A 25,661-nucleotide genomic window follows, 5' to 3' on the forward strand; every position below is an offset into this window, starting at 1 on the left:
GTTTACGTCGCGAGGAGAGAGCGAATGACGAACAACGACGACAACGAGCAGCGTCGGGAGTCTTCGCGCGCCCGCGGCGGGGACCGCCCGCATCAGAGCGGCGACCGTTCTTACCGTCCGCGTCAGGACGGCCAGGGGTCGGAGCGTCCCCGCCGTGACGGCGACCGCCCATATCGTCCGCGTCAGGACGGTGACCGCTCCTATCGTCCGCGGGATGGCGCCCAGGCTGACCGCCCGCGCCGTGACGGCGACCGCCCGTACCGTCCGCGTCAGGACGGCGATCGTCCGTACCGTCCCCGTGACGGCGCGCAGGCCGATCGCCCGCGACGCGACGGCGACCGTCCGTTCCGCCCTCGCGAGGGTGGCGACCGTCCGTACCGTCCGCGTCAGGACGGTCAGGGGTCGGAGCGTCCTCGTCGTGACGGTGACCGTCCGTTCCGCCCTCGCGAGGGCGGCGACCGTCCGTACCGTCCGCGTCAGGACGGCGATCGTCCGTACCGTCCCCGTGACGGTGCGCAGGCCGACCGCCCGCGCCGCGACGGCGACCGCCCGTTCCGTCCCCGCGAAGGCGGCGACCGTCCGCACCGTCCCCGCGAGGGTGGCGACCGGCCCTATCGTCCGCGTCAGGAGGGCGACCGCCCCTCCCGTCCCCGCGAGGGTGGCGACCGTCCGTACCGTTCCCGCGAGGGTGGCGACCGGCCCTATCGTCCGCGTCAGGAGGGCGACCGCCCCTCCCGTCCCCGCGAGGGTGGCGACCGTCCGTACCGTCCCCGCGACGGCGGCGATCGCCCCTCCCGCGGCGGTCACGACTCCGATCGTTCCTCGCGTCCGCCGCAGCGCGATGCGGTGCGCGCGGCCAAGATCGCAGAGCCCGAGGTCCCCGAGGAGATCACGGCGCGCGATCTGCACCCCAGCGCACGGAACGAGCTCAAGACGCTCAGCAAGGAGAACGCCGAGGAGGTCGCCCGTCACCTGGTGATGGCCGGGCGCCTGATCGACGAGGACCCGCAGCGCGCGCACGAGCACGCCCTCGCCGCATCCCGCCGTGCCGGTCGCATCGCCGTCGTGCGCGAAAGCGTCGCCATCACCGCCTACGCGACCGGCGATTACGCGCTTGCGCTGCGCGAGCTGCGCACCTACCGTCGAATCTCCGGCAACGAGGACCAGATCGCCCTCATGGTCGACAGCGAGCGCGGTGTCGGGCGTCCCGACCGTGCGATCGAGGTCGGTCGCGCCGTCGATAGGAACACGCTTCCCCTCGCGGTGCGCGTGTCCCTCGCGATCGCGCTGTCCGGTGCGCGTCTGGATCTCGGTGAGACCGAGCGCGCCCTCGCCGAACTGGACATCCCCGAGCTCGACCCCGACCGCGCCTTCGAGTGGAGCCCCGCTCTGTTCGCGGCCCGCGCAGCGGTGCTCGAAGAGCTGGGTCGCGACGAGGAAGCTGCCGAGTGGACGCGGCGGGCGGACATCGCCGCCGAAGCACTCGACGAGGCAGCGGGCAACGGATCCGACGAGGAGATCTACGTCGAGGAGATCTTCGACGAGGAGTTCGTCGAGGTCACTGACGCCGGCGAGTCGGACGCGGACGAGGATCCCCAGGCCGACGCCGAGCAGGACGGCGACGCCGACGAGGACGACTACTCGATCGCTGCGGAGGTGGAGGAACTCCTCGCCGCCGCGGATGCGGCCGCCGACGCGCACAGCTCGACGACCGCAGACGATGACGAGGACCAGGAGCGCTGATGGCTCTGTTCGGTCGCCCCACTCCCACCCCGCTCGACGGTGTGGACACCGTGTTGGCCGACCTCGACGGTGTCGTGTACGCCGGTGCGGGGGCGCTCCCGCACGCGGTCGATGCGCTGAACACCGTCGCGGCGACGCGTCGACTCGGCTTCATCACCAACAACGCGTCTCGCACCGACGCCAGTGTCGCCGCGCACCTCACCGAGCTCGGTCTGACCGTGACCGCCGACGATGTGGTCACCAGCCCCCAGGCCGCGGTGCGACTGCTGCGCACCCGCGTGCCCGCCGGGGCGACGATCCTCGTCGTCGGGGGAGAGGGCCTCGTCGTGGAGCTCGAGAAGGCCGGCTTCGTCGTCACGCGATCGGCCGAGGACGACCCGGCCGCCGTCGTGCAGGGCTTCGCGCCGCACGTGGGATGGACGGATCTCGCCGAGGCCGCCTTCGCGCTCAAGACACCGGAAGATGAGGGCGGGATCCCGTGGATCGCCACCAACACCGACTGGACCATCCCGCAGTCCCGGGGCATCGCGCCGGGAAACGGCACACTCGTCTCCGCGGTCCACACCGCCATCGGCCGGCTCGCGGTCGTCGCGGGAAAGCCCGAGACGCCCATCTTCGAAGAGGCGCTCGCTCGGTTCGACGCGCGCCGCGCGCTCTTCATCGGCGACCGGCTGGACACGGACATCGCGGGAGCTCAGGCGGCCGGCATCCCCTCGGCACTCGTGCTCACCGGCATCGATCGGCCCAAGCATGTCCTCGCAGCACCCTCGACCTCGCGTCCCGACTTCATCCTCGGCGATCTCCGCGAACTGCATGAGCCGTATCCGCAGACCAAGGTCAAGGGCGACGTGACGATCGTCGGCGATGCGCGTGTCGCCGTGGACGGCGCGGACCTGCGCATCCTGTCGGCGGGCTCGCGTCCGATCGACCTCGTGCGCGCGGGTGCTGCGGCGATCTGGTCGACGGGGCGGGCGATCTTCGGGTTCCGCGTGCCCGAGGAGCTGTACGCGGATCCGTTCCATCGGCCCTGACACACCGTCCGTGCGGAGGGTGAGCCGTATCCTGGGGTGATGCACGCAGAACCCACGGAGCCGGCCGATGATCTGCTGCCCGCACTCGAGGTGATCGAGCAGCAGAGCCTCGGCGATCGTGCCGCAGCGTATGCGGTCCTGCTCGACGACATCGCTCGCCGCCTCGACTCCGGACCGCACGCCGGATGACCGAGCGTCTCGACGCCGCCGTCGCCGCCCGCGGGCTTGCGCGCTCGCGCACCCACGCTGCGACGCTCATCACGCAGGGCCTCGTCTCGGTCGACGGCACCGCCGTCGTCAAGCCCTCACACCGCGTGCCCGCGTCCGCAGCGATCGCCGTCGCCGCATCCGATCACTACGTCAGCCGCGCCGCCCACAAGCTGATCGCCGCGCTCGACGCGTTCGCGATCGACGTCGCCGGACGCGCCGCGCTGGACATGGGCGCCAGTACCGGGGGATTCACCCAGGTGCTCCGCGAACGGGGCGCCGAGCCGGTGCTTGCCGTCGACGTCGGGCACGACCAGCTCGCCGAGAGCGTGCGCCGGGATCCCGGCGTGATCGCGGTCGAGGGGTTCAATGTCCGCTTCATGGACCCCGCCGCCCTCGCCGCCGCAGCGGCGACGCCGTACACACCCGAGGTCGTCACGGGAGATCTGTCCTTCATCTCGCTCTCCCACGTGCTCGAGCCCGTGCGCTCGGTCGTCACGGACACGAGCGACATCGTGCTGCTCATCAAGCCGCAATTCGAGGTGGGCCGCACCGCCGTGCGCGGCGGCCTCGTCACAGATCCCGCCCAGCGGGCGGAGTCGATCTCGACCGTCCTCTGGCAGGCGTGGGATGCGGGGCTGCAGACGGCGGGCCTGATCGCGTCTCCCGTTGTCGGAACCCACGGCAACCAGGAGTATCTCGCGCACCTCCGACGCACCGGCGGGCGCATTCCGTCAGAATGGGAGAGCACTGTGACCGAGCTGACGGGAGTGCGATGACCGATCCGCGCCACATCCTCGTGGTGGCCCACGCGCGCCGCGCAGACACCGTCGAGGCGGCCGATCGGGTGATCTCGGCCCTGCGCGCCGCGGGAGCCACTCCCGTGCTGGCAGAAGACGATCGCGATGAGCTCGCTGAAGTGCTGCCGCGCTGCGCCGACCTGGCCGTGCTGGGCGTCGATGTGCCCCTGCACGAGATCGAGCTGGCGATCGTGCTCGGTGGCGACGGGACGATCCTCCGCGCCGCCGAGATGGTGCGCAGCGGCACCGCCCCCGTGCTCGGCATCAACATGGGCCACGTGGGTTTCCTCGCCGAGAGCGAGAGGGACGACATGGACGAGGCCGTGGCTCGGGTCATCGCCCGCGACTACCGGGTCGAGGAGCGCCTCGCCCTCTCGGTGCGGGTGAAGGACGCTTCCGGGCAGGTCATCTACAGCACCTGGGCGTTGAACGAGGCGACCGTCGAGAAGGCGAGCCGCGAGCGGATGCTCGAGGTCGTCATGGAGATCGACGGGCGTCCCCTGTCGAGCTTCGGATGCGACGGCGTCGTCATCGCGACCCCCACCGGCTCCACCGCCTACAACTTCTCCGCCGGTGGCCCGATCATCTGGCCGACCGTCGAAGCCATCTCGGTCGTCCCGCTGTCGGCGCACGCACTGTTCGCGAAGCCGCTCGTGGTCGGCCCCGAGGCCGCGGTCGCGATCGAGGTGCTGGCCCGGACGCACGGCACCGGCATCCTCTGGTGCGACGGCCGCCGCTCGCACGAGCTCCCGCCGGGGGCGCGCGTCGTCGCCCGTCGCTCCTCGGAGCCGGTGCGTCTCGCGCGCCTGCATCCGCCGGCATTCACCGAGCGCCTCGTGCAGAAATTCCACCTGCCCGTCACCGGGTGGCGGGGACCGGCGGGCGAGGTCACCGCGTGATCGAGGAGATGCGCCTGCGTGAGCTCGGTGTCATCGCCGACGCCACGCTGCCCATGGGCCCCGGCTTCACGGCCATCACGGGCGAGACCGGTGCGGGCAAGACCATGGTCGTCACCGGGCTCGGCCTGCTCCTCGGTGCGCGCGCCGACTCCGGAGTCGTGCGATCGGGCGCCACCGCCGCGGCCGTCGAGGGCGTCTGGCTCGTGGATCCCGACGGTGCCGCCGCCGATCGCGTCCGCGAGGCGGGGGGAGATCTGGACCCCGTCGCAGACGACCGCGTCGAGCTCCTGCTCGGCCGCACTCTGAGCGCCGAGGGGCGCAGCCGCGCCACGGTGGGCGGCCGGTCGGCGCCGGTCGGCGTCTTGACCGACCTCGCCGATCTCCTCGTGGCCGTGCACGGGCAGTCCGACCAGTTGCGCCTGCGCTCCGGCGCGGCGCAGCGCGACGCCCTCGATCGTTATGCGGGACAGAGCGTCGCCGTGCCGCTGGAGGAGTATCGGCGCGCGTACGAGCGGGTGCGCGACCTCGATGCGGAACTCGCCGAGCTGGTCCAGCGCCGCGACGAGCGGGTGCGCGAAGCCGAGCAGTTGCGCGCCGATCTTGCCGCGATCGAGGCCGCGTCCCCCCAGCCTGGGGAGGACGTGCAACTGGCGGCCCGCGCCGAGCTCCTCGCCAATGTGGAGGAGCTCCGAGCCGCTGCGGCTCTCGCGCACGAAGCACTCGCCAGCGAACACGACGCCCCCGATGCATCCACCCTGGTCGCCGAGGCACGTCGCGCCATGGAACGCGTCTCCGACGCCGACCCCACCGTTGCGGCGATGGCGGAACAGGCCGCCGAGATCTCGTACCGGATCGTCGATCTCGCCGGCGCCGTCGCGGGGTATCTCGCCGATCTCGACGAGACGGGGCCGGCCGAGCTCGCCGCGGTCGAGGAGCGCCGCAGCGTGCTCGCAGCCCTCGTGCGCGCCCACGGCAGCCTGGAAGCCGCGCTGGCCCTCGCCGCGGACGGCGGCGATCGCCTGGCCGAGCTCGACGACGACGACTCGCACGTCGAGCGGTTGAGCGCCGAGCGCGCGCAGGTCGTGGAGCGCCTCGACGCCGCAGCCACCGCCCTGACCGCGGCGCGTCGTGAGGCAGCGGAGCGGCTGGCGGCCGATGTCACGGAAGAACTCCACGCCCTCGCCCTGCCCGACGCCCGCGTCGAGGTGCAGGTGAGCGAGACGCCCGCATCCGCGGCAGGACGCGACGAGGTCGCGATCCTCCTCGCCCCGCATCCCGGGGCTGCCCCGCGTCCCGTGTCCAAGGGGGCCTCGGGCGGCGAGCTCAGCCGCGTGATGCTCGCGATCGAGGTCGTGATCGCCGCGACCGATCCTGTGCCCACGTTCGTCTTCGACGAGGTGGATGCGGGAATCGGCGGCGCCGCCGCGATCGAGGTGGGGCGGCGCCTAGCCCGCCTCGCCGAGACGTCGCAGGTGATCGTCGTGACCCACCTCGCCCAGGTGGCGGCGTTCGCGACGAACCACCTCAGCGTCGTGAAGCAGAACGACGGCTCCGTCACCCAGTCCAGCGTCCGGCGTCTGACGGGAGCCGAACGGGAAGCGGAGATGGCGCGACTGCTGTCCGGTTTGGCAGACTCCGACGCAGCACTCACACACGCGCGGGAGCTGCTCGCCCTCGCCGGTCCCGCCCACTGATAGGATAGAAGCCCGTGACGAACTCTTCCGGCTCAGGCCTCTCCCACGGTACGAACAACGACGACACCACCAAGCACATCTTCGTGACGGGCGGTGTCGTCTCCTCGTTGGGCAAGGGCCTGACCGCGGCCAGCCTGGGCAATCTGCTCACCGCTCGGGGCCTGCGCGTCGTCATGCAGAAGCTCGACCCGTACCTGAACGTCGACCCGGGAACGATGAATCCGTTCCAGCACGGCGAGGTCTTCGTCACCGACGACGGCGCCGAGACCGACCTCGACATCGGGCACTACGAGCGCTTCCTCGACATCGAGCTGAGCCAGGCGGCCAACGTCACGACCGGTCAGATCTACTCCCAGGTGATCGCCCGCGAGCGCCGTGGCGAGTACCTGGGCGACACCGTGCAGGTGATCCCGCACATCACCGACGAGATCAAGCGACGGATGCGGCTGCAGGCCAGCGAGTCGCCCAAGCCCGACGTGATCATCACCGAGGTGGGCGGCACGGTCGGCGACATCGAGTCCCAGCCGTTCCTCGAGGCGGCGCGTCAGCTGCGTCACGAGCTCGGCCGCGACACGGTGTTCTTCGTGCATGTCTCGCTCGTGCCCTTCATGGGCGCGTCGGGGGAGCAGAAGACCAAGCCCACGCAGCACTCCGTCGCCGCTCTCCGCTCGATCGGCATCCAGCCCGACGCCCTGGTGCTGCGCAGTGACCGTCCCGTCACCGACGCCAACAAGCGCAAGATCGCGCTCATGTGCGACGTCGACGTCGAGGGCGTCATCAACACCGTCGATCTGCCGAGCATCTACGACATCCCCTCCACCCTCAACGAGCAGGGCCTGGACGCGTACATCGCACGCCGGCTCGGGCTGAGCGAGAAGGCGGCGGAGGTCGACTGGTCGCGCTGGCAGCAGGTTCTCAACGCCGTGCACAACCCCAAGCACGACGTCACCATCGGGCTGGTCGGCAAGTACATCGACCTCCCCGACGCCTACCTGTCGGTGACGGAGGCGTTGAAGGCCGGCGGCTTCGCGCACGAGACCCACGTCAACATCCGGTGGATCCCCTCCGACACCTGCGAGACGCCCGAGGGCGCCGCGGCCGCGCTCGCCGAGGTCGACGGCATCGTTGTACCCGGCGGATTCGGCATCCGCGGCATCGAAGGCAAGCTCGGTGCTCTGCGCTTCGCGCGTGAGCAGGGCATCCCCACGCTCGGCATCTGCCTCGGCCTGCAGTGCATGGTCATCGAGTACGCCCGCACGATGGCGGGCCTGGAGGGTGCGTCCTCGAGCGAGTTCGACCCCGACACGGTGCACCCCGTCGTCGCCACGATGGCCGAGCAGGTCGACATCCTCGACCACGGCGACCTGGGCGGCACGATGCGGCTGGGGCTGTACCCGGCCGATCTCGCCGAGGGCTCGATCGCGGCGGAGGTCTACGGTTCGACCCGCGCCTCCGAGCGGCACCGCCACCGCTACGAGGTCAACAACGCCTACCGTGAGCAGCTCGCCGAGGCGGGGCTCGTCTTCTCGGGTCTGAACCCCGACCTCGGTCTGGTCGAGTACGTCGAGCTGCCGCGTGACGTGCACCCGTACTACATCGCGACCCAGGCCCACCCCGAGCTGCGCTCGCGGCCGACCGAGCCGCATCCGCTGTTCCGCGGACTCGTCGGCGCGGCGCTGGACCGTCACCGCGCGAGCGAGCTGTTCGACGTCGAGAACGCGTGAGCGGGGCGCGGCCGTGATCGAGGACGAGCGGTTCGACGGCGAGGTCGTCGACACGAGCGTGGTCTTCCACGGCCGCGTCTGGGACGTGCGCTCGGATGTGGTGCGCTACGGCGACGGCGAGATCGTCCGCGACTACGTCGACCACACCGGGGCGGCCGCCGTCGTGGCCATCGACGACGAGGAACGAGTGCTGCTCATCCAGCAGTACCGGCATCCGATTCGTCATCGCGATTGGGAGATCCCGGCGGGGCTGCTCGATGTGGCGGGGGAGACGCCCGCCGAGACCGCTCGTCGGGAGCTCGCGGAGGAGGTCGATCTCGCCGCGGGCAGCCTCGAGCCCCTCGTGAGTCTGTTCACGAGCCCGGGCGGCAGCGACGAGATCGTCCACGTCTTCCTCGCGCGCGATCTGGTCCAGCTCAGCGCTCACGAGCGCACCGACGAGGAGGCGGACATCGTCGCGCAGTGGGTGCCACTGGCCGACGTCGTCGGAGCGATCCTCGCGGGCGCCGTGCGCAACGGCATCCTCATCTCGGGCGTCCTCGCCGCGGCCGAGCGGCTCCGCCGGGACGACCTGGCCGGCTGAGATGCGCATCGGCCGCGCGGTCGAGGTGTACCTGCGCCACGTGACGATCGAGCGCGGGCTGGCCTCGCATACCGTCGACGCGTACCGCCGGGACCTGGGGACGTACGCGGCGTGGCTCGCGGAGCGCGGCATCGAGGACGTCGACGCGGTGGATGCGGCGCAGATCGCCGCATTCGCGGCGGAGAAGGCGTCGGCCGAGCCGCGACCGGCCGCATCCAGCCTCGCCCGGTTGCAGTCCTCGGTCCGTGGGCTGCACCGGTTCCTCGTGCGCGAGGGGATCCGCCAGGACGATCCGGCGCAGGATCTTCGACCGCCCAAACTCGCGCAACGGCTTCCCCAGGCACTGACCGTCGATCAGGTCGAGCGGCTTCTCGACGCGTCGGGCCCCCCACCCGGGCAGGCAGAGGCGGCCACCTCCGTCCAGCTCCGCGACCGTGCGCTCGTCGAGCTGCTGTACGCGACCGGTGCGCGCGTTTCGGAGATCGTGCAGCTCGACGTCGACGACCTCGCGCACGGCGAGGTCCTGCGGGTGCGGGGAAAAGGGTCGAAGGAGCGGATCGTTCCGGTCGGCTCCTACGCCCGCGCCGCGGTCGACGCCTACCTCACACGCGCCCGCCCCGAGCTCGCACGCCGCGGCCGGGGCACACCGCGCCTCTTCGTGGGCGCGCGAGGCGCGGCGCTGTCGCGGCAGAGCGCGTGGGCTGTGCTGCAGCAGGCGGCGGAAGGGGCGGGGCTGGAGGCGCACGTCTCGCCGCACACGCTGCGCCACTCCTTCGCGACGCACCTGCTGCAGGGCGGAGCGGATGTGCGCGTGGTGCAGGAGCTGCTCGGCCACTCCTCGGTGGCCACGACCCAGATCTACACGCACGTGAGCGTCGACGCCCTCCGCGACGTCTACGCGGCGGCTCACCCGCGGGCGCGCTGAGCCGCACGCGCTTCCCGTTCCCGACACCGGGGATAGTCACGGCTCCGCCCGGGGCGGCAGCCCGTGCGCCCGCGGATCATCGGAGGGGTGAGGAGACTGCGCCGCACCACGACGGGGGAGGGTGCCTCGGAGCGTCCGGGCTTCGCCTACCTGCCCGCCGACACCGTGTACCTGGATGCGGCCTGCCAGTCGATGCGCCCCGCGCCCGTCATCGAGGCGTTCGACGAGTACTTCCGAACCCGAAACGCGTGCGGCGGCCGCGCCTCCTACGAGAGCGCGCGCCAGGTGGATGCGGGCGTCGCCGACACGCGCGCCGCGGTGCTGCGCGCACTCGGACTCACCTCCCGCACGCATGCGGTCTCCTTCACGCTGAACACCACGTACGGGCTGAATCTCCTCCTGACGCAGATACCGGCCGGCCGATTCCGGCGCGTCGTGACGACGGTCACCGAGCACAACGCGGTCTTCCTCAGCACCATCGCCTTCGCCCGCGCTCGCGGGATCGATCGTGTCGTGCTGGAGCGCGATGCCCTCGGTGCTCTGATGTACCGCGACGCCGACCTTGCCGACGCCCTCGTGGTCGTCTCGGCCCAGAACAACGTCGACGGCGCCGTCACCGCCGATCTGCGGGGGCTCGTCGCCGACGCCCACCGCCTGGGCGGCACGGTCATCGTCGACGCCGCGCAGGCGATGGCCCACGCACCCGAGGCCCTGCGGTCTCTCGCGGCCGATGCGATCTGCTTCTCGGCCCACAAGGCCTACGGGCCGTCCCTGGGCGTCGTCGTCGCGACGCATGAGCTTCTGATGTCGCTCGAGGTCGCATTCGTCGGTGGCGGTCAGGTGGCGGAGGTCACCGCCGACGACTTCGTACTGCTCGACGAGCCGCATACCCGCCTCGAGCCGGGACTGCAGGCGTGGGGCGAGATCCTCGCCTTCGGCGCGGCGCTGCGGTGGCGCGAGGCGTACCCGCGCACCACCGGGGAGTCCGTGGAGCAGCGTGAGCGACGCCTCACGCGTGCGCTGCGCGAGGGGCTGGGCGAGATCCCGAACCTGTCGGTCTTCGGTGACGCCGACGGTGCGCTCGTGCCGTTTCGCGCCCACCGCGTCGACAGCAACCGCCTCGCGGTCTTCCTCTCGAAGGCGGGGATCTCCGCGCGCAGCGGGTACTTCTGTGCGCACTACTGGCTGCGCGAACGCGAACGGGTCGAACCGCTGCTGCGGTTGAGCCTCGGCGCGCACAACACCGAGCAGGACGTCGCGCGGTGTCTCGACGTGCTCGGCCGGATGCTGAGGGGGCTCTGAATGCTGTGCATCGCCGCATTCCTCGTGCTGCTCGTCCTGGCGGCCGTCTCCGCGAAGTACCGGCGCCTGCTCGGCACAGCGTGGCGATGCGTCACCCGGCGCGTGACGTTCCGCCCCTGCGACACATCGTTCCGCGAGGACGTGAGGAACAGCATGCTCGCGCCCCTCGCGGTGCGGGCTCCGAGGCTCGTGAAGCCGGCGAGCATCGCGATCGAGGTGACCGCCTGGATCATGGTGCTCTCGCTCGTCGTGAGCCTCTACATCGTCGGCAAGAGCGGGCTCAACCTCTTCGTCTACGGCACCTGCAACCCGCAGGACACCCAGGCCTGCAGCCTGTCCGCGGGGGCGTGCAGCATCGATGCCGGTGCGGACGACTTCGGTTCCGCCCTGGGCAAGGGGGATGTCATCGGCGCGTTCGCCGCGGAGTTCCGCTCGCTCGGCAAGACCTTCGACGCGCTGCCGAGCCGGCTGAAGGACTGGGATGCGCGCGAGTACCTCCCCGAGGCGGCGAGCTACGCCGGCGGGTACCGCGACGAGCTGCCGGTGGCGGTCGAAGTGATCGACCCGGGCTGCCGATTCTGCGCCGAGCTCTTCCGCAACATCGAGAGCTCTGGCTTCGCCGACCGACAGAACCTCGCCTACATCCCGTACCCGATCGGACCGGATGCCGCCCCGAAGTTCACGAACTCGCCCCTGATCACCGACTACCTCACCGCCATCCGCCTCACGGAGCAGGCCGATGTCCCCGCGCAGGGAGCGACGGACTGGCGGATCCTCGAGCACATCTTCACGGGGGAGCGCGCCGACGGCGTCGCCTGGCAGACGTGGTTCAACGAGCAGGCCTCACCGGAGCAGGCCGAGACCCAGCTGCAGGAGTGGCTCGCGGAGGCCGGCTACGACGCCGCCGGTATCCTGGACATCGCGCGGCTCGCCGCATCCGATCGGGTGCACGAGATCGTCGCGGACGGCAAGCGGATCGTCGAGGAGGAGATCCGCACGGCCACCGTCCCCACCCTCATCGCCGACGGGGCCCTGCACCCCGGGGTCGTGTCGGTCGACCAGCTCCAGGGGATGCGGTGAGCCGGACGCATTAGTCACGGCCGCAGCGCCCCGCGAGTCGGACTCCTCGCGCGCACACTGAGCGCATGAGCGTTCCCACCGCGCCCCCGTCACGCGCGCTCGCCGTCTTCTGGATCGTCGCCGGCGTGCTCGGCTGGGCGGTCTCGTTCCTGCTGTACCTGGAGTACATCGGCCAGCTGCGGGGCATCGACCCTCTCGTGTCGTGCCAGCTGAGCGTGATCGTGACGTGCGGGCCCAACCTGCTCTCACCCGGCGGCAACCTTCTCGGCTTCAGCAACTCGCTCATCGGCGTGGTGCTCTTCCTCGGCCCGATCTACGCCGGTGTGACGGCGCTCGCCGGGGCGACGGGCCTCAGAAGCTGGTACTGGCGCACCTACCTGTCCTTCATCGCCGCCGCCTTCGTGTTCGTGCACTTCCTGGCCTATCGGAGCATCTTCGAGTACGGCTCGCTCTGCCCGTGGTGCATGGTCGTGTGGCTCGTCACCATCCCGCTGTTCTGGGTCACGCTCGGCTGGAGTGCGCGTGCGGGGCTGTGGGGGAGCCGGATGCGGCCGATCGGTCGGTGGCTCGCGAGCTGGGCGCCGCTGGTCGCCATCCTCGACGTCGCGCTGATCGCCGTCATCGCCCAGCTCAGACTGGACGTCCTGGGCTCGCTGTTCTGAGCCGGCTCCGCGGGTGCTGTGTGCGCTTCCCGCGTCACGTTACGAACCTGTGAATTGTCTAAGCGATCGCCGCTGAATCCGACTAGCGTCGGGCGCACCGGGGAAACGCGAGAGGACACCAGGTGACGACATCACGGCCACGAGCCACCCGTATGGGAATCGGAATCGGCGCGGCTCTGGCGGTGACCGCCGGCATCGCGCCGGCCGCTGCCGTCGACCCCGCCGATCTGGAGGAGCGGGTGACGGTGGACGCCGTCGTCGGGCACCTGCAGCAGCTGCAGGACATCGCCGACGCGAACGGCGGCAACCGGGCGGCGGGCACCAGCGGCTACGAAGCCAGCGCGGCGTACATCGAGCAGGCGCTCACGGCCGCCGGGTACACGCCCGAGCGCCAATACTTCGACGCGGACCTGCAGACGATCGACGCCTACACGTTGACGGTCGACGGCTACACTCCCGCCGACCCCTTCGGCATCCCGATGGAGTTCACGCCGGGCACGCCCGCGGGCGGGCTCACCGACCTGCCGCTCATCGCCCCGACCGCGCCGCTGGGATGCACCGGGGACGACTGGGCGGGCACCGATGCCGCCGGCGCGATCGCTCTCGTCTCGCGCGGCAGCTGTTCCTTCGCGGAGAAGTCGGCGGCGGCCGCCGCCGCCGGCGCGGAGGCCGTGATCATCTACAACAACGAGGCGGGGCCGCTCCAGGGCACCCTCGGAGCGCAGACGCCCGACCTCGCACCGACCGTCGGCATCCTGCAGAGCGAGGGTCAGGACCTCCTCGCCGCGCTCGCCGACGGACCGGTCCTCGCGGATCTCGATCTGCAGCAGCACATCGACTCGGTCGAGACGTTCAACATCATCGCCGACACGCCCACCGGCCGCGACGACAACGTCGTCATGCTCGGCGCGCACCTGGACTCCGTCGAGGACGGCCCCGGCATCAACGACAACGGCTCGGGCTCGGCGGCGATCCTGGAGGTCGCCCTCCAGCTGGCCGCATCCGGTGAGCTGGAGAACAAGGTTCGCTTCGCCTGGTGGGGCGCCGAGGAGATCGGGCTGCTGGGATCGGCCCACTACGTGGACGAGCTGTCGGACGCCGACGCCGACGCCATCGCGACGTATCTCAACTTCGACATGGTCGCCTCTCCGAACTACGTGATCGCCGTGTACGACGCCGACCAGTCCACGTACGAAGCTCCGGTGGAGGTCCCCGAGGGGTCGATCGCGACGGAGGCGGCGTTCACGAGCTACTTCGATGCGATCGGACAGCCCTGGATCGACACCGCCTTCGACGCCCGCAGCGATTACAACGCGTTCATCCTGGCGGGCATCCCGGCATCCGGGCTGTTCACGGGGGCCGACGACGTCAAGACCGCGGAGCAGGTCGCACTGTTCGGCGGCACCGAAGGCATCATCATGGACCCGAACTACCACACGCCGGCCGATGACATGTCGAACATCAACACCGAGGCGCTCGGCATCATGCTCGGCGCGATGGCCAGCGTCACCGCGGCGCTGGCGAACGACACGTCCGCCGTCAACGGTGTCGCGCCCATCGTCGACCCGGTCGCCCCGGCGCCTGAGGTGACCGAGGAGGGCGACCACCTGCTGGCCGCCTCCGGCTCGGAGATCTCCGGCGTGTGGCTCGGCGGCGGCGTCCTGGCACTCCTCGCGGGTGCCGCCGTGCTGGCCGCGGCCGCACGTCGCCGGCGCACCGTGTGAGCGCGGTTCGGGGAGGGGGCTCGGTGCGCCCTCCCCGAACCCGCCGCCTGCCGTCGCTAGAATCGATCGAACGACCAAGCAGAGCGGGAGTACGGTGGCGGAGCGCGCAGTGAAGCAGGCGGGTAAAGGCACGAAGGGCGATGTGCCCCTCGGCCCGACCGGTCGCCCCTATCAGGGGTTCGCGACACCGCCGGCTCTCGCCGCCCACGGCCCCGCGCGCATCATCGCCCTCTGCAATCAGAAGGGCGGGGTCGGCAAGACGACCACGACCATCAACCTCGCCGCATCCCTCGCGCACTACGGCCGCAAGGTGCTGGCGGTCGACTTCGATCCGCAGGGCGCGCTGTCCGCGGGCCTGGGCATCACCACGCACGATGTGCCCACGATCTACGACCTGCTGCTGGACACGAAGCGCGACCCACGCGAGGTCATCGTCAAGACCTCCGTCGACGGCCTCGACGTGCTCCCGGCGAACATCGACCTCTCCGCCGCCGAGGTGCACCTGGTCAACGAGGTGGCGCGTGAGACGATCCTCGCCCGCGTGCTCCGCCACGTGGCGGCGGAGTACGACGTCATCCTCATCGACTGCCAGCCCTCGTTGGGGCTGCTCACGGTCAACGCCCTGACGGCGAGCCACGGCGTGCTGATCCCGCTCGAGTGCGAGTTCTTCGCCCTGCGCGGCGTCGCCCTGCTGATCGAGACCATCGACAAGGTGCGCGACCGGCTGAACCCCTCGATCACCCTCGACGGGGTGCTCGCCACGATGTACGACCCGCGCACGCTGCACTCGCGCGAGGTGCTCGAACGCGTGGTCGAGGCGTTCGGCGACGATGTGCTGGAGACCGTGATCGGGCGCACCGTGAAGTTCCCCGACGCCTCGGTGTCGGGAATGCCCATCACCGAGTTCGCTCCCGAACACGCAGCGGCGCAGGCCTACCTGCGTCTCGCGCGGGAGCTGGTCGCCCGTGGCGCCGTCGCCTGAGCCGCAGGACGCGGCCACCGACGGATTCCGGGTATCGCTGGGCGTCTTCGACGGCCCGTTCGACCTGCTGCTGACGCTCATCTCGCAGCACGAGCTCGACATCACGGATGTGGCGCTCAGCGTCGTCACCGACGAGTTCATCGCGTACCTGCGCCAGCTCGGGCCGGATGCGGAGCTCGATGAGGCGTCGGAGTTCCTCGTCGTCGCCGCCACCCTGCTCGACATGAAGGTGGCGGGGCTGCTCCCGCAGGGCGAGCTCGTGGACGCGGAGGCGGTGGCTCTGCTCGAAGCGCGCGATCTGCTGTTCGCGCGGCTGCTGCAGTACCGCGCCTTCAAAGAGGTCTCCGCCTGGTTCGCGCGCTCACTGGAGCGCGAGGAGAGGCGGCACGCGCGCAGCGTCCGCATCGACGAGCGGTACCGCCAGGCCGCGCCCGAGCTCGTCTGGACGCTCAGCACCGAGGATTTCGCCGCGCTCGCCATGCTGGCGATGGCGCCGAAGGAGATCCCGACCGTCGGGCTCGATCACCTGCACGCGCCGCTGGTCAGCATCCGCGAGCAGGCCGCGATCGTCGTGACCCTGCTGCGCCAGCGGGGCACGCTGACCTTCCGTGAACTGATCGCCGGAGTGGACGCCTCCGGCATCGTGGTCGCACGATTCCTCTCCATCCTCGAGCTGTACCGCCACGCGGCGCTGTCGTTCGAGCAGCTGGAGCCCCTCGGCGAGCTGACCCTGCGCTGGAGCGCGGAACGCTGGTCCGAGGAGAACCTCGCCACCCTGGGAGCCGACTATGACCGATGACATCCGTACCGAGGAATCGGAGACCACCGCCTGGCCGCAGGATGTGGGTTCTGTCGCGCGCCGTCTCGAGGCCGTGCTGCTGATCCTGGACGAGCCGCACAGCGTCGTGGCGCTCGCGGCCGCCGTCAGTGCGCCCGTCCCGGCGGTGCGCAAGGCGATCGCGTCCCTCGTCGCGGACTACGACGGCGAGGACGGCGGCCCGCGCCGCGGCTTCGAGCTGCGCGAGGTGGGAGGTGGATGGCGGCTCTACGTGCGCGAGGAGTACGACCGCGTCATCACCGAGTTCCTGGGCACCCAGCAGCCCGCCCGCCTGTCGCAGGCGGCCCTCGAGACCCTCGCGGTCATCGCGTACAAGCAGCCCGTCACCCGCGGCCAGGTCGCGTCGATCCGCGCCGTCAACGTCGACTCGGTCGTGCGCACGCTCGTGGGCCGGGGCCTCATCACCGAGGTCGGACACGACGGGGAGACCGGCGCCATCCTGTACGGCACGACCGACGCGCTGCTCGAGAAGCTCGGCATCAACACGATCGACGAGCTTCCCCACATCTCACCGCTGCTCGATGACGGCAGCACCGGCTTCGAGGAGATCGCACGATGACCGACACCGAGGGCGTCCGCCTGCAGAAGGCGCTCGCGAACGCGGGCGTCGCCTCCCGCCGCGTGGCGGAGCAGTACATCGTCGAGGGCAGGGTGCGCGTGAACGGCACCGTCGTGACCGAGCTCGGCAGCCGGATCGATCCCGAGGCCGATCTCGTCGACGTCGACGGCGTCGCGGTCGAGTTCGACCAGTCCAAGCGGTACGTGATGCTCAACAAGCCCACCGGTGTCGTGAGCTCGATGGGGGACGACCGCGGGCGTCGCGACCTGCGTGAGTTCACCCGCGACTTCGAGGAGCGTCTCTACAACGTCGGTCGCCTGGACGCCGACACGTCGGGCCTGCTCCTGCTGACGAACGACGGAGAGCTGGCCCACGTGCTCGCACACCCCTCGTTCGGCGTCACCAAGGTCTACATCGCGAAGGTCGACGGCCGGGTCTCGGCGCAGACGATCTCGGCCCTCACGCGTGGTTTCGAGCTGGAGGACGGCTTCATCCGGGCGGACAAGGCGCGCCTGCTGGATGCCTCCGCCACGAGCAGCCTCGTGGAGCTCACGCTTCACTCCGGCCGCAACCGCATCGTGCGTCGCATGATGGCCTCGGTCGGCCATCCCGTGCTGGAACTCGTGCGCCGGCAGTTCGGACCCCTTCACCTGGGAACACTCCCGGCGGGACGGATGCGGGAGTTGACTAAGATCGAGCGGGGTGCGCTTCTCACGCTCGCGCGCCGTGACCAGGTGTCCGACCCGCCCGGAGAGCAGGAGAACCAGTGAGCGAGTCGAACGGCACCAGCGCGCCCGCGCGGGTCGCCGCGCGCACCTCGGGCACCGTCCGTGTCGTCGGTGCAGGCCTGCTCGGCGCCAGCATCGGTCATGCCCTGCGTGCCCTGGACGTCGACGTCGTGCTCGACGACACCTCACCCGCCCAGCTCCGGCTCGCGATCGATTACGGCGCCGGCCGCGCCGCGACCCCCGGCGACGCCCCCCGCCTCATCGTCGTCGCGGTGCCGCCGGACGTGATCGCCGACGTCGTCGAGCGCGAGCTCGCCGCCTACCCGGACGCCGTCGTGACAGATGTCGCCAGCGTCAAGGGGCAGCCGCTGCGCGCGCTCCGCGCGCGCGGTGTGGACCTCACGCGCTACATCGGCTCGCATCCGATGGCGGGCCGCGAACGCGGCGGCGCCATCGCGGCGCGCGCCGACCTGTTCATCGGGCGGCCGTGGGTGGTCTGCCGCGACGAGGAGACCACGGCCGCCGATCTGGCGCTGGTGGAGGGACTCGCACTCGATCTGGGCGCCACTCCGATCGAGATGGCGCCCGAGGAGCACGACCGTTCGGTGGCGCTCGTCTCGCACGTGCCGCAGCTCGTGTCGAGTCTGCTCGCCGCGCGACTCACGGCAGCGCCTGAGGACGCTCTGCGCCTGGCCGGGCAGGGCGTTCGCGACACGACCCGGCTCGCCGCATCCGCACCCGAGCTCTGGGTGCAGATCCTCGGCGCCAACGCCGCTCCGGTCGTCGATGTGCTCGACGCGTTCGCCGAGGACCTCGCCGCCGTCGCCGACTCGCTGCGGGAGCCGGATGCGCCGGGCGCGCGTCGCGGCGTCGCCGACACGATCCTGCGCGGCAACCAGGGCGTCGAGCGACTGCCCGGCAAGCACGGCCAGAACCGTCGCTTCGAGACCATCGTCGTCATGGTGGACGACACTCCGGGCCAGCTCGGTCGCCTGTTCGGCGAGCTCGGCGAGCTCGGGGTGAACGTGGAGGACCTGCGCCTGGAGCATTCGCCCGGCGCCCAGTTCGGTCTGGCAGAGATCAGTGTCGTTCCCGCGATCGCCGCACCCGCCGTGGCGGGGCTCGAGGCGCGCGGGTGGAGGATTGCGAGCAGTGCCAATGAGTGATTCCGACGTCACGATCGTCGCCGTCGACGGCCCCGCCGGCAGCGGTAAGTCCTCGGTGTCGAAAGAGGTCGCCCGGCGCCTCGGCTACGGCTACCTCGACACGGGAGCGGTGTACCGCTCGCTCGCGTGGCACGCGCTCGACCGCTCGGTCGACACCTCCGACGCCACCGCGGTGCTCGAGGCGATGGGCGACTTCGACGGCAGTATCTCGCTGGACCCGGATGACTACTGGGTGCGGGTGGGGGACACGGACGTCACCGAGGCGATCCGCGAGAGCCGCGTGACCGAGGCGGTGAGCGGCGTCGCCCGTGTCCCTGTCGTTCGCCACACCGTGAACGCGCGTTTCCGTTCGCTCGTCGCCGAGTCGGGGCGCCCCGGCGTCGTCGTCGAGGGTCGCGACATCACCACGGTCGTGGCTCCCGATGCGCCCGTGCGCATCCTGCTCACGGCGGCCCCCGAGGTGCGCGCCGCCCGGCGCAGCGCCGAGGTGAGCGGACAGGATGCGGCGGCCGTCGCCGATTCGCTGCGGCGCCGAGACGCATCAGATTCCACCGTCGTCGACTTCATGTCGGCGGCCGAAGGGGCCGAGGTCGTGGATTCCACGCACCTCGACTTCGATGAGACAGTGGCGGCCGTTCTCGCGGTCGCAGAGAAAATGCAGGAGGTGCGCGATGCGCGCTGAGGACGAGTACGAAGCCGGACCAGATCAGCTCGAGGAGACCCTCGCCGGGATCGATGACACGCTCGCCGAGCAGCGCGCGATCGCGCTGCGGGCGTCGCTCGAGGACTACGACCTCGACGACGACGACGCCGAGGTGCTCGCGGGGCTCGTCGGCTCCGGGGACGGGATCGAGTACCTGCCGGCGCTGCCGGTGGTCGCGATCGTCGGTCGCCCGAACGTCGGCAAGTCCGCGCTCGTGAACCGCATCCTCGGACGCCGCGAGGCCGTCGTCGAAGACACCCCCGGCGTCACACGCGACCGTGTGACCTACAAGGCGGAGTGGCTCGAGCGCCGCTTCTCGCTCGTCGACACCGGCGGCTGGGAGCCCGACGCCAAGGGCATCGACCGCTCGGTCGCCGCCCAGGCCGAGGTCGCGATCGACCTCGCCGACGTCGTGCTCTTCGTGGTCGACGCGATGGTGGGCGCCACCTCGACCGACGAGCACGTCGTGAAGCTCCTGCGTCGCAGCGGCAAGCCCGTCATGCTCGTCGCCAACAAGATCGACGACGCGCGCCAGGAGCCCGAGGCGGCGGCGCTGTGGAACCTGGGCCTCGGCGAACCGCATCCGGTCTCCGCAATCCACGGCCGCGGTGTCGCGGATCTGCTCGACGAGCTCGTGAAGGTGCTGCCGGACGTCTCCGCCGTCGCCAAGCACGAGATCGGCGGACCTCGCCGCGTCGCGATCCTCGGGCGCCCGAACGTGGGCAAGTCGTCGCTGCTGAACAAGGCGGCCGGCGAGGAGCGCGTCGTCGTCAACGAGCTCGCCGGAACCACCCGCGACCCGGTCGACGAGATCGTCGAGCTCGGCGGCAAGCTCTGGCGTCTGGTCGACACCGCCGGCATCCGCCGCCGCGTGCACCTGCAGCAGGGTGCGGACTTCTACGCATCGCTGCGCACCTCCGCGGCGCTCGAAAAGGCCGAGGTCGCCGTCGTCGTGCTGGACGTGTCGGAGCCGCTGAGCGAGCAGGACGTGCGCATCATCGACATGGTGCTCGAGTCGGGCCGTGCGCTCGTGCTCGCCTTCAACAAGTGGGACCGCCTGAACGACGACGACATGGCGAACATCGACCGTCGCCGGTACCTCGAGCGCGAGATCGAGCAGGACCTCGCGCACGTCGCGTGGGCGCCGCGCGTCAACATCTCCGCGCGCACCGGTCGCCACCTCGAGAAGCTCGTCCCGGCGCTCGAGACGGCCCTCGAGTCGTGGGATCAGCGCATCTCGACGGGCAAGTTCAACGCCTTCCTCTCCGAGCTCGTCGCCGAGCACCCGCACCCCGTGCGCGGCGGCAAGCAGCCCCGCATCCTGTTCGGCACGCAGGCGGGCACGCGTCCGCCGACCTTCGTCCTGTTCACGACCGGCTTCCTGGACCCCGGCTACCGCCGGTTCATCCAGCGCCGCCTGCGTGAGCTGTACGGCTTCGAGGGCACGCCCATCGTCATCAACATGCGGGTGCGCGAGCGCCGCCAGCGCTGAGCTCAGCGCACCGTCTCAGCGCACGGCGAACCGCGCGAACCGCTCACCCGGCACCGTGTCGAGCGAGACCTCGTAGGAGGCCTCGCCGACGCGGGGCAGGGGGATGCGGGTGCCTTCGCTGCGGAAGCGCTGCAGCGCCCAGCAGGTGACGCCGGCGTCGGCGAGCCGGTGCCCGAGCACGGCGAGCTCGGCCGCATCCGCCGCCTCGGGGTGCACCGTCGTGCGCACCTCGTAGTCGAGCGGGCGGTTCGTGCTCGCGCGCGCCGCCGACTCGGCCAGCACGACCGACAGCGAGCCCCAGGAGCGCTCGGCGCTGTTCGAGTAGCCGGTGACCCTCTCGTAGAGCCGCTTGCTCGTCTTGATGTCCAGGCCCACCCAGTCGATGTAGGGCAGGATGCGGGCGAGCGCCGCCGGGTAGATCCCCGCCGTGTGCAGTCCGACCGCGAAGCCGAGCTGACGCACCGCCGCGATCGCCGCCGGCAGCGCGGGCTGCATCGTGGGCTCGCCGCCCGAGAACACGACGCCGTCGAGCAGGCCCCGCCGCTTCTTCAGGAACGCCCGCAGCGTCTGCCAGCTCATCGCCGCGGGCGCGCGGGGAGCACGCAGCGCGGGATTGTGGCAGTAGAAGCAGTCCCACGGGCACCCCTGCAGGAAGACGGTCGCGACGAGCTTGTCTGGCCAGTCGACCGTGGACAGACGCGTGAGACCGGCGATGCGCAGGGTGGCGGGATCGATCGCGGCGGGGATCACCTCACACCGCCGCGGCGGTGAGGGAGCGCGACTCGGCGAACGCGACGCGCTCGGCGGCCTCGCCCTTCTTGCCCACGTTGAACGACGACAACGGGCGGAAGTAGCCCATGACCCGCGTCCACACCTCGCAGTCGGCGCCGCATTCGGGGCACACGGTGTGCTCGCCCGATCGGTAGCCGTGGCGCGGGCAGATCGAGAAGGTGGGCGTGATGGTGATGTAGGGCAGACGGAACTTCTCGAGCGCGCGACGCACGAGCGTGCGGCAGGCCGCCGCGGAGGAGACGGCTTCGCCCATGTAGAGGTGCAGCACCGTGCCGCCCGTGTACTTCTGCTGCAGGTCCTCCTGCAGCAGAAGGGCCTCGAACGCATCGTCGGTGTAGCCGACCGGCAGCTGCGACGAGTTCGTGTAGTACGGGTTGTCGTCGGTGCCCGCGTGGCGGATGCCCTCGTAGCGGGCGATGTCGCTTTTCGCGAAGCGGTACGTCGCGCCCTCGGCGGGTGTCGCCTCGAGGTTGTACATCGTGCCGGTCGCCTCCTGGAACTCCACCATCCGGTCGCGGATGTGATCCAGGATGCGGGCGACGAGGGCGTGTCCCGCCTCCGAGGTGATGTCGTCCGTGTCGCCGGTGAAGTTGCGCACGAGCTCGTTGAGCCCGTTGACGCCGATCGTGGAGAAGTGGTTGTCGAGCGTTCCGAGGTAGCGCTTCGTGTAGGGGAAGAGGCCCCCGTCGATGTGGCGCTGGATCACGACGCGCTTGGCTTCGAGGCTGTCGCGGGCGATCTCGAGCAGCTCGTCGAGGCGGGCGATGAGACCCGCCTCGTTGCCCGGGTGCAGGTAACCGAGGCGTGCGCAGTTCACGGTGACGACGCCGAGGGATCCGGTCTGCTCCGCCGAGCCGAACAGGCCGTTCCCGCGGGCGAGCAGCTGCGTGAGGTCGAGCTGGAGGCGGCAGCACATCGACCGGATCATGTGCGGGTCGAGGTCGGAGTTCACGAAGTTCTGGAAGTAGGGCAGCCCGTACTTGGCGGTCATCGCGAACAGGGCATCGACGGAGGGGTCGTCCCAGTCGAAGTCCTTCGTGATGTTGTAGGTCGGGATGGGGAAGGTGAAGGCCCGTCCATCGGCGTCGCCGGCGGTCATAACATCGATGAAGGCCCGATTGATCATCGCCATCTCGGGGGCGAGGTCTCCGTACGTGAAGTCGCACACCCGGCCGCCGATCATCGGGCGCTGGTCGGCGAGGTCGTCCGGGCACGTCCAGTCGAGGGTGAGGTTGGTGAAGGGGGTCTGCGTGCCCCACCGGGAGGGGACGTTGAGGTTGAAGACGAACTCCTCGATCGCCTGCCGGACGGCGTCGGCGTCGAGGGCGTCGAGGCGGACGAAGGGGGCGAGGTACGTGTCGAACGAGCTGAACGCCTGGGCGCCGGCCCACTCGTTCTGCAGGGTGCCGAGGAAGTTCACCATCTGCCCGAGAGCGCTCGAGAGGTGGCGGGGTGCGGCGGAGGAGACCTTGCCGGGGACGCCGTTGAAACCCTGCTCGAGCAGGGTGCGCAGCGACCAGCCGGCGCAGTACCCGGCGAACATGTCGAGGTCGTGGATGTGGAGGTCCCCGTCGCGGTGCGCGGCACCCGCCGCCGGGGCGTAGACCTGGTCGAGCCAGTAGTTCGCGATGACCTTGCCCGACGTGTTGAGCATCATGCCGCCGAGGGAGTATCCCTGGTTGGCGTTGGCGTTGACGCGCCAGTCTCCGCGGGAGAGGTACTCGTCGATCGTGGGGGCGACGGGGATCGAGCGGGCGGTGGTGGACGTGGACATGCAGGCTCCTTCTAGCCGTGGGGTGAAGGTGATCTGCGGTGGTGTGACCACTGTATGTAGGGCTGCGGCGCGGTGTCGAACCCATATGTTGTGGAATAACAGCTCTCGCCGGATTTCCGCGCCACGGCTGTTGTGGGTGCTCACAGTCGCGCGCGTCGGTCCCTGCCTCGACCCGCGGGTGGGTGTATCGCGCAGGTCGGCTCTCCCGAATGTGTCGCCGTGCGCGTCGGCATCCTCGCGGTGTGCGAGGCTGTCAGCGTGACGATCGAACCCCCCGCCCCCGGAGAGCCGCGCCGGCCGCTGGGGCCGCGGGATCCGGGGGACGCCTGGGTCGTCGCGCCGACGGGGGAGCGCTACTGGGGGCGCTTCGGGGCCGCGGGGCTGCTCGCGGTCGACCCGGTGCGCGGCGTGCTGCTGCAGCACCGGGTGTCCTGGAGCCACCACGGCGGCACGTGGGCGCTGCCCGGGGGTGCGCGCCACGAGGGCGAGTCGGCTCTCGACGGTGCCCTGCGCGAGGCGACCGAGGAAGCGGGCGTTCCCGAGGGTGCGGTACGACCGCGGCTCATGAGCGTGTTCGACCTCGGCTACTGGTCGTACGCGACGGTCGTCGCGGATGTCGTGGACGCCTTCGATCCGGTCATCAGCGACCCCGAGAGCGTGGAGCTGTCGTGGGTGCCGGTCGCGGACGTCGACGACTATCCGCTGCATCCCGGCTTCGCCGCATCCTGGCCGCGGCTGCGCGAGCTGCTGGCCGTGCGGCCGAAGATCGTGGTGGATGCGGCGAACGTCGTCGGCTCGGTGCCGGACGGCTGGTGGAAGGACCGCGCGGGCGCGGCGGAGCGGCTCGTCGAGCGGCTTCGCGGCCTGGCCGTGCGCGGCATCGCCGGCGATGCCCTGGGATTGGCGGAGGACCGCTGGTACCCGGAGATCAAGATCGTGCTGGAGGGGAAGGCCCGCGAAGCCGCGCCGGGCGCCGAGGTTCTCTACGCCGCGTCCTACCGGACTCCGGACGTGCTGGTGATCCGCGCCGAGGCCGCGGGCGACGACGCGATCGTCTGGACGGCGCGCGAGGAGGCGGAGTGGGGCGCTCGGGTCATCGTCGTCACGAGCGATCGCGAGCTCGCGGCGCGCTGCGAGGAGGTCGGCGCCTCCGTCCGCGGTACGCGCTGGCTGCTGGATCTTCTTCAGGACTGAGTTTCGGTGCGAGCTTCGCGGGATTCCGTCTCCGTCGCGCACGTCGTCGCGGTCACACCGGACGTCGTCTGGCGCGCACTCACCGTGGATCGGGTGGCGTGGTGGCCGGACCTGCGCTTCGACGCCGCGGTCGGCGCGACGGTCGCCGAGACCTGGATCGAGGCGGGGCGGCAGCGGCAGGCGCATGGGATCGTCACGCGCTGCGAGGAGCCCGGGGTTCTTGCATTCCGCTGGCGAGAGGACGGATGGGCGGCACCGCTCGAGGTGACGTTCCGGCTGGAGCCTCACGGCGCGGCGACCTCCGTGACGATCACCGAGACGGGCTTTCGTCACGCCGGTGTGCCGCCGACGCTCGCGGATGAGCACGAGGAGGGGTGGAGCTACCACCTCACGCGGCTGGCGCGGGCGTGCGGGATGATCGAGGCGTATCGACCCCGGATCGAACGGACCCCATGAACGATCAGCCCTCTGCTCTGTTGCGCGCGGTTCGTGCCGCGGGCCTGCTTGCCGATCCCGTCGAGGAGGAGCGCGTCGTCCGCGGACCCGCGCGCCTCGTCGCCGCCGGGTACGACGTGTCGATCAATCTCGACCCCGAGCCCGAGTTCGATCCTCTCGACGACGAGGTGGGTGCCGAGTCGGTCGACCCTGCCTCGCTCATCGCCGCGGCGGAAGCTTTCCTCACCATGAGCGCCGCGCAGTGGGAGCGTCTGCTCGACGAGATCCTCGAGGAGATCGAGGAGGGATTCGGGCAGGTCGCCGGGCGTCGGGTGGGGCGCGAGGACCTCGTGATCGAGTGGGTGGCGGTCGTTCCGGACGCGTACCTCGTGTCGTTCCCCGTGCCTCGTGAATCGCCCGAGGTCTTCATCCGCGCGCAGCTCGATGCCGACTTCCGGCTCGACGAGCTGTACGTCGACGACGGCGCGGATGATGACGATGACGCGGACGACGGCGACGCGATCGAGTTCGCCTCGCTCGAAGCGCTGCTCGATGAGCTCAGCGGGAAGGACGGTCTTGACGGGAAGAAGGGCTGATTGCACGTCGCGACACGTTCTCCGTACC

General features: G+C 70.8%; 25 protein-coding genes. 23 read left to right on the forward strand and 2 right to left on the reverse strand.

Annotation, left to right across the window (positions count from 1 at the left end):
* The first annotated feature begins 24 nt into the window (after nucleotides 1–24).
* The 20 genes from EHF32_RS15995 (at nucleotide 25) to der (ending at nucleotide 20,842) form a co-directional block, all read left to right on the forward strand.
* On the forward strand, nucleotides 25–1,743 hold the full coding sequence (locus EHF32_RS15995; RefSeq protein ID WP_192900679.1) for a primosomal protein: 1,719 nt from the start codon (nucleotides 25–27) through the stop codon (nucleotides 1,741–1,743).
* Nucleotides 1,743–2,774, forward strand: coding sequence for an HAD-IIA family hydrolase (locus tag EHF32_RS02375; RefSeq protein ID WP_137416635.1), 1,032 nt, complete (start codon nucleotides 1,743–1,745; stop codon nucleotides 2,772–2,774). Before EHF32_RS15995 ends, EHF32_RS02375 begins: the two co-directional genes overlap by 1 nt.
* A gap of 39 nt (nucleotides 2,775–2,813) precedes the next feature.
* Nucleotides 2,814–2,963: a hypothetical protein gene (locus EHF32_RS15875; RefSeq protein WP_192900680.1), complete on the forward strand. Its 150-nt coding sequence runs from the start codon at nucleotides 2,814–2,816 to the stop codon at nucleotides 2,961–2,963.
* Nucleotides 2,960–3,760 carry a TlyA family RNA methyltransferase gene (locus EHF32_RS02380; RefSeq protein WP_137416636.1) on the forward strand — a complete coding sequence of 267 codons (801 nt, stop codon included), beginning with the start codon at nucleotides 2,960–2,962 and terminating at the stop codon, nucleotides 3,758–3,760. The genes EHF32_RS15875 and EHF32_RS02380 overlap by 4 nt, the downstream gene beginning before the upstream one ends.
* On the forward strand, nucleotides 3,757–4,680 hold the full coding sequence (locus tag EHF32_RS02385) for an NAD kinase (RefSeq protein WP_137416637.1): 924 nt from the start codon (nucleotides 3,757–3,759) through the stop codon (nucleotides 4,678–4,680). Before EHF32_RS02380 ends, EHF32_RS02385 begins: the two co-directional genes overlap by 4 nt.
* The gene (gene recN, locus EHF32_RS02390) at nucleotides 4,677–6,374 is read left to right on the forward strand and encodes a DNA repair protein RecN (RefSeq protein ID WP_137416638.1); all 1,698 of its coding nucleotides are present in this window, start codon (nucleotides 4,677–4,679) and stop codon (nucleotides 6,372–6,374) included. The genes EHF32_RS02385 and recN overlap by 4 nt, the downstream gene beginning before the upstream one ends.
* Before the next feature lie 14 nt (nucleotides 6,375–6,388).
* The gene (locus EHF32_RS02395; RefSeq protein WP_137416639.1) at nucleotides 6,389–8,098 is read left to right on the forward strand and encodes a CTP synthase; all 1,710 of its coding nucleotides are present in this window, start codon (nucleotides 6,389–6,391) and stop codon (nucleotides 8,096–8,098) included.
* Between the two features lie 13 nt (nucleotides 8,099–8,111).
* Nucleotides 8,112–8,681, forward strand: coding sequence for an NUDIX domain-containing protein (locus EHF32_RS02400; RefSeq protein WP_137416640.1), 570 nt, complete (start codon nucleotides 8,112–8,114; stop codon nucleotides 8,679–8,681).
* Nucleotide 8,682: 1 nt separating this feature from the next.
* Complete coding sequence (gene xerD, locus EHF32_RS02405; protein WP_137416641.1) at nucleotides 8,683–9,606, forward strand: site-specific tyrosine recombinase XerD; 924 nt, start codon at nucleotides 8,683–8,685, stop codon at nucleotides 9,604–9,606.
* An 87-nt stretch (nucleotides 9,607–9,693) separates the two neighbouring features.
* Nucleotides 9,694–10,908, forward strand: a complete 1,215-nt coding sequence (locus EHF32_RS02410) for an aminotransferase class V-fold PLP-dependent enzyme (RefSeq protein WP_238343772.1) — start codon at nucleotides 9,694–9,696, stop codon at nucleotides 10,906–10,908.
* Nucleotides 10,909–11,988: a hypothetical protein gene (locus tag EHF32_RS02415; protein ID WP_137416642.1), complete on the forward strand. Its 1,080-nt coding sequence runs from the start codon at nucleotides 10,909–10,911 to the stop codon at nucleotides 11,986–11,988.
* Nucleotides 11,989–12,053: 65 nt separating this feature from the next.
* Nucleotides 12,054–12,650, forward strand: a complete 597-nt coding sequence (locus tag EHF32_RS02420) for a vitamin K epoxide reductase family protein (protein WP_137416643.1) — start codon at nucleotides 12,054–12,056, stop codon at nucleotides 12,648–12,650.
* Between the two features lie 152 nt (nucleotides 12,651–12,802).
* Complete coding sequence (locus EHF32_RS02425; RefSeq protein WP_137416644.1) at nucleotides 12,803–14,374, forward strand: M20/M25/M40 family metallo-hydrolase; 1,572 nt, start codon at nucleotides 12,803–12,805, stop codon at nucleotides 14,372–14,374.
* 94 nt (nucleotides 14,375–14,468) lie between these two features.
* Entirely contained in the window at nucleotides 14,469–15,356 is an 888-nt protein-coding gene (locus tag EHF32_RS02430; RefSeq protein WP_192900681.1) for a ParA family protein, read from the forward strand.
* A complete protein-coding gene (locus EHF32_RS02435; RefSeq protein ID WP_137416645.1) occupies nucleotides 15,340–16,155 on the forward strand; it encodes a segregation and condensation protein A in 816 nt (271 codons plus the stop codon). The genes EHF32_RS02430 and EHF32_RS02435 overlap by 17 nt, the downstream gene beginning before the upstream one ends.
* Complete coding sequence (gene scpB, locus EHF32_RS02440) at nucleotides 16,145–16,753, forward strand: SMC-Scp complex subunit ScpB (RefSeq protein ID WP_137416646.1); 609 nt, start codon at nucleotides 16,145–16,147, stop codon at nucleotides 16,751–16,753. The genes EHF32_RS02435 and scpB overlap by 11 nt, the downstream gene beginning before the upstream one ends.
* Nucleotides 16,750–17,523, forward strand: a complete 774-nt coding sequence (locus EHF32_RS02445; RefSeq protein ID WP_137416647.1) for a pseudouridine synthase — start codon at nucleotides 16,750–16,752, stop codon at nucleotides 17,521–17,523. Before scpB ends, EHF32_RS02445 begins: the two co-directional genes overlap by 4 nt.
* Nucleotides 17,520–18,647, forward strand: a complete 1,128-nt coding sequence (locus EHF32_RS02450; protein ID WP_137416648.1) for a prephenate dehydrogenase — start codon at nucleotides 17,520–17,522, stop codon at nucleotides 18,645–18,647. The genes EHF32_RS02445 and EHF32_RS02450 overlap by 4 nt, the downstream gene beginning before the upstream one ends.
* The gene (gene cmk / locus EHF32_RS02455; RefSeq protein WP_137416649.1) at nucleotides 18,640–19,329 is read left to right on the forward strand and encodes a (d)CMP kinase; all 690 of its coding nucleotides are present in this window, start codon (nucleotides 18,640–18,642) and stop codon (nucleotides 19,327–19,329) included. Before EHF32_RS02450 ends, cmk begins: the two co-directional genes overlap by 8 nt.
* A complete protein-coding gene (gene der / locus EHF32_RS02460; protein ID WP_137416650.1) occupies nucleotides 19,319–20,842 on the forward strand; it encodes a ribosome biogenesis GTPase Der in 1,524 nt (507 codons plus the stop codon). The genes cmk and der overlap by 11 nt, the downstream gene beginning before the upstream one ends.
* 15 nt (nucleotides 20,843–20,857) lie before the next feature.
* Here der and EHF32_RS02465 read toward each other — a convergent pair whose 3' ends face one another.
* Both EHF32_RS02465 and EHF32_RS02470 read right to left on the reverse strand, forming a co-directional pair.
* Nucleotides 20,858–21,592, reverse strand: a complete 735-nt coding sequence (locus tag EHF32_RS02465; RefSeq protein ID WP_238343773.1) for an anaerobic ribonucleoside-triphosphate reductase activating protein — start codon at nucleotides 21,590–21,592, stop codon at nucleotides 20,858–20,860.
* A gap of 1 nt (nucleotide 21,593) precedes the next feature.
* Nucleotides 21,594–23,408: a ribonucleoside triphosphate reductase gene (locus tag EHF32_RS02470; protein ID WP_137416651.1), complete on the reverse strand. Its 1,815-nt coding sequence runs from the start codon at nucleotides 23,406–23,408 to the stop codon at nucleotides 21,594–21,596.
* A gap of 258 nt (nucleotides 23,409–23,666) precedes the next feature.
* Here EHF32_RS02470 and EHF32_RS02475 point away from each other — a divergent pair, with 258 nt between their 5' ends.
* Genes EHF32_RS02475 through EHF32_RS02485 form a run of 3 tightly spaced genes read left to right on the forward strand, consistent with a single transcriptional unit; the run spans nucleotide 23,667 to nucleotide 25,633 of the window.
* The gene (locus EHF32_RS02475) at nucleotides 23,667–24,602 is read left to right on the forward strand and encodes an NUDIX hydrolase (RefSeq protein WP_137416652.1); all 936 of its coding nucleotides are present in this window, start codon (nucleotides 23,667–23,669) and stop codon (nucleotides 24,600–24,602) included.
* A gap of 6 nt (nucleotides 24,603–24,608) precedes the next feature.
* Nucleotides 24,609–25,058 carry an SRPBCC family protein gene (locus EHF32_RS02480; protein WP_137416653.1) on the forward strand — a complete coding sequence of 150 codons (450 nt, stop codon included), beginning with the start codon at nucleotides 24,609–24,611 and terminating at the stop codon, nucleotides 25,056–25,058.
* Entirely contained in the window at nucleotides 25,055–25,633 is a 579-nt protein-coding gene (locus EHF32_RS02485; protein WP_137416654.1) for a hypothetical protein, read from the forward strand. Before EHF32_RS02480 ends, EHF32_RS02485 begins: the two co-directional genes overlap by 4 nt.
* Nucleotides 25,634–25,661: the final 28 nt, after the last annotated feature.

This window comes from Microbacterium sp. RG1, from assembly GCF_005347485.1.
Taxonomy (GTDB): Bacteria; Actinomycetota; Actinomycetes; order Actinomycetales; family Microbacteriaceae; genus Microbacterium; species Microbacterium binotii_A.

What these genes read in the sequence shown, in the direction of transcription:
- EHF32_RS02425 (WP_137416644.1), top strand. Translation starts at nt 12,803, where the DNA reads ATGGGAATCGGAATCGGCGCGGCTCTGGCGGTGACCGCCGGCATCGCG.
- cmk (WP_137416649.1), top strand. Translation starts at nt 18,640, where the DNA reads ATGAGTGATTCCGACGTCACGATCGTCGCCGTCGACGGCCCCGCCGGC.
- EHF32_RS02485 (WP_137416654.1), top strand. Translation starts at nt 25,055, where the DNA reads ATGAACGATCAGCCCTCTGCTCTGTTGCGCGCGGTTCGTGCCGCGGGC.
- EHF32_RS02415 (WP_137416642.1), top strand. Translation starts at nt 10,909, where the DNA reads ATGCTGTGCATCGCCGCATTCCTCGTGCTGCTCGTCCTGGCGGCCGTC.
- EHF32_RS02380 (WP_137416636.1), top strand. Translation starts at nt 2,960, where the DNA reads ATGACCGAGCGTCTCGACGCCGCCGTCGCCGCCCGCGGGCTTGCGCGC.
- EHF32_RS15995 (WP_192900679.1), top strand. Translation starts at nt 25, where the DNA reads ATGACGAACAACGACGACAACGAGCAGCGTCGGGAGTCTTCGCGCGCC.
- EHF32_RS02420 (WP_137416643.1), top strand. Translation starts at nt 12,054, where the DNA reads ATGAGCGTTCCCACCGCGCCCCCGTCACGCGCGCTCGCCGTCTTCTGG.
- xerD (WP_137416641.1), top strand. Translation starts at nt 8,683, where the DNA reads ATGCGCATCGGCCGCGCGGTCGAGGTGTACCTGCGCCACGTGACGATC.
- EHF32_RS02445 (WP_137416647.1), top strand. Translation starts at nt 16,750, where the DNA reads ATGACCGACACCGAGGGCGTCCGCCTGCAGAAGGCGCTCGCGAACGCG.
- EHF32_RS15875 (WP_192900680.1), top strand. Translation starts at nt 2,814, where the DNA reads ATGCACGCAGAACCCACGGAGCCGGCCGATGATCTGCTGCCCGCACTC.
- der (WP_137416650.1), top strand. Translation starts at nt 19,319, where the DNA reads ATGCGCGCTGAGGACGAGTACGAAGCCGGACCAGATCAGCTCGAGGAG.
- EHF32_RS02375 (WP_137416635.1), top strand. Translation starts at nt 1,743, where the DNA reads ATGGCTCTGTTCGGTCGCCCCACTCCCACCCCGCTCGACGGTGTGGAC.
- EHF32_RS02470 (WP_137416651.1), bottom strand. Translation starts at nt 23,408, where the DNA reads ATGTCCACGTCCACCACCGCCCGCTCGATCCCCGTCGCCCCCACGATC.
- EHF32_RS02385 (WP_137416637.1), top strand. Translation starts at nt 3,757, where the DNA reads ATGACCGATCCGCGCCACATCCTCGTGGTGGCCCACGCGCGCCGCGCA.
- scpB (WP_137416646.1), top strand. Translation starts at nt 16,145, where the DNA reads ATGACCGATGACATCCGTACCGAGGAATCGGAGACCACCGCCTGGCCG.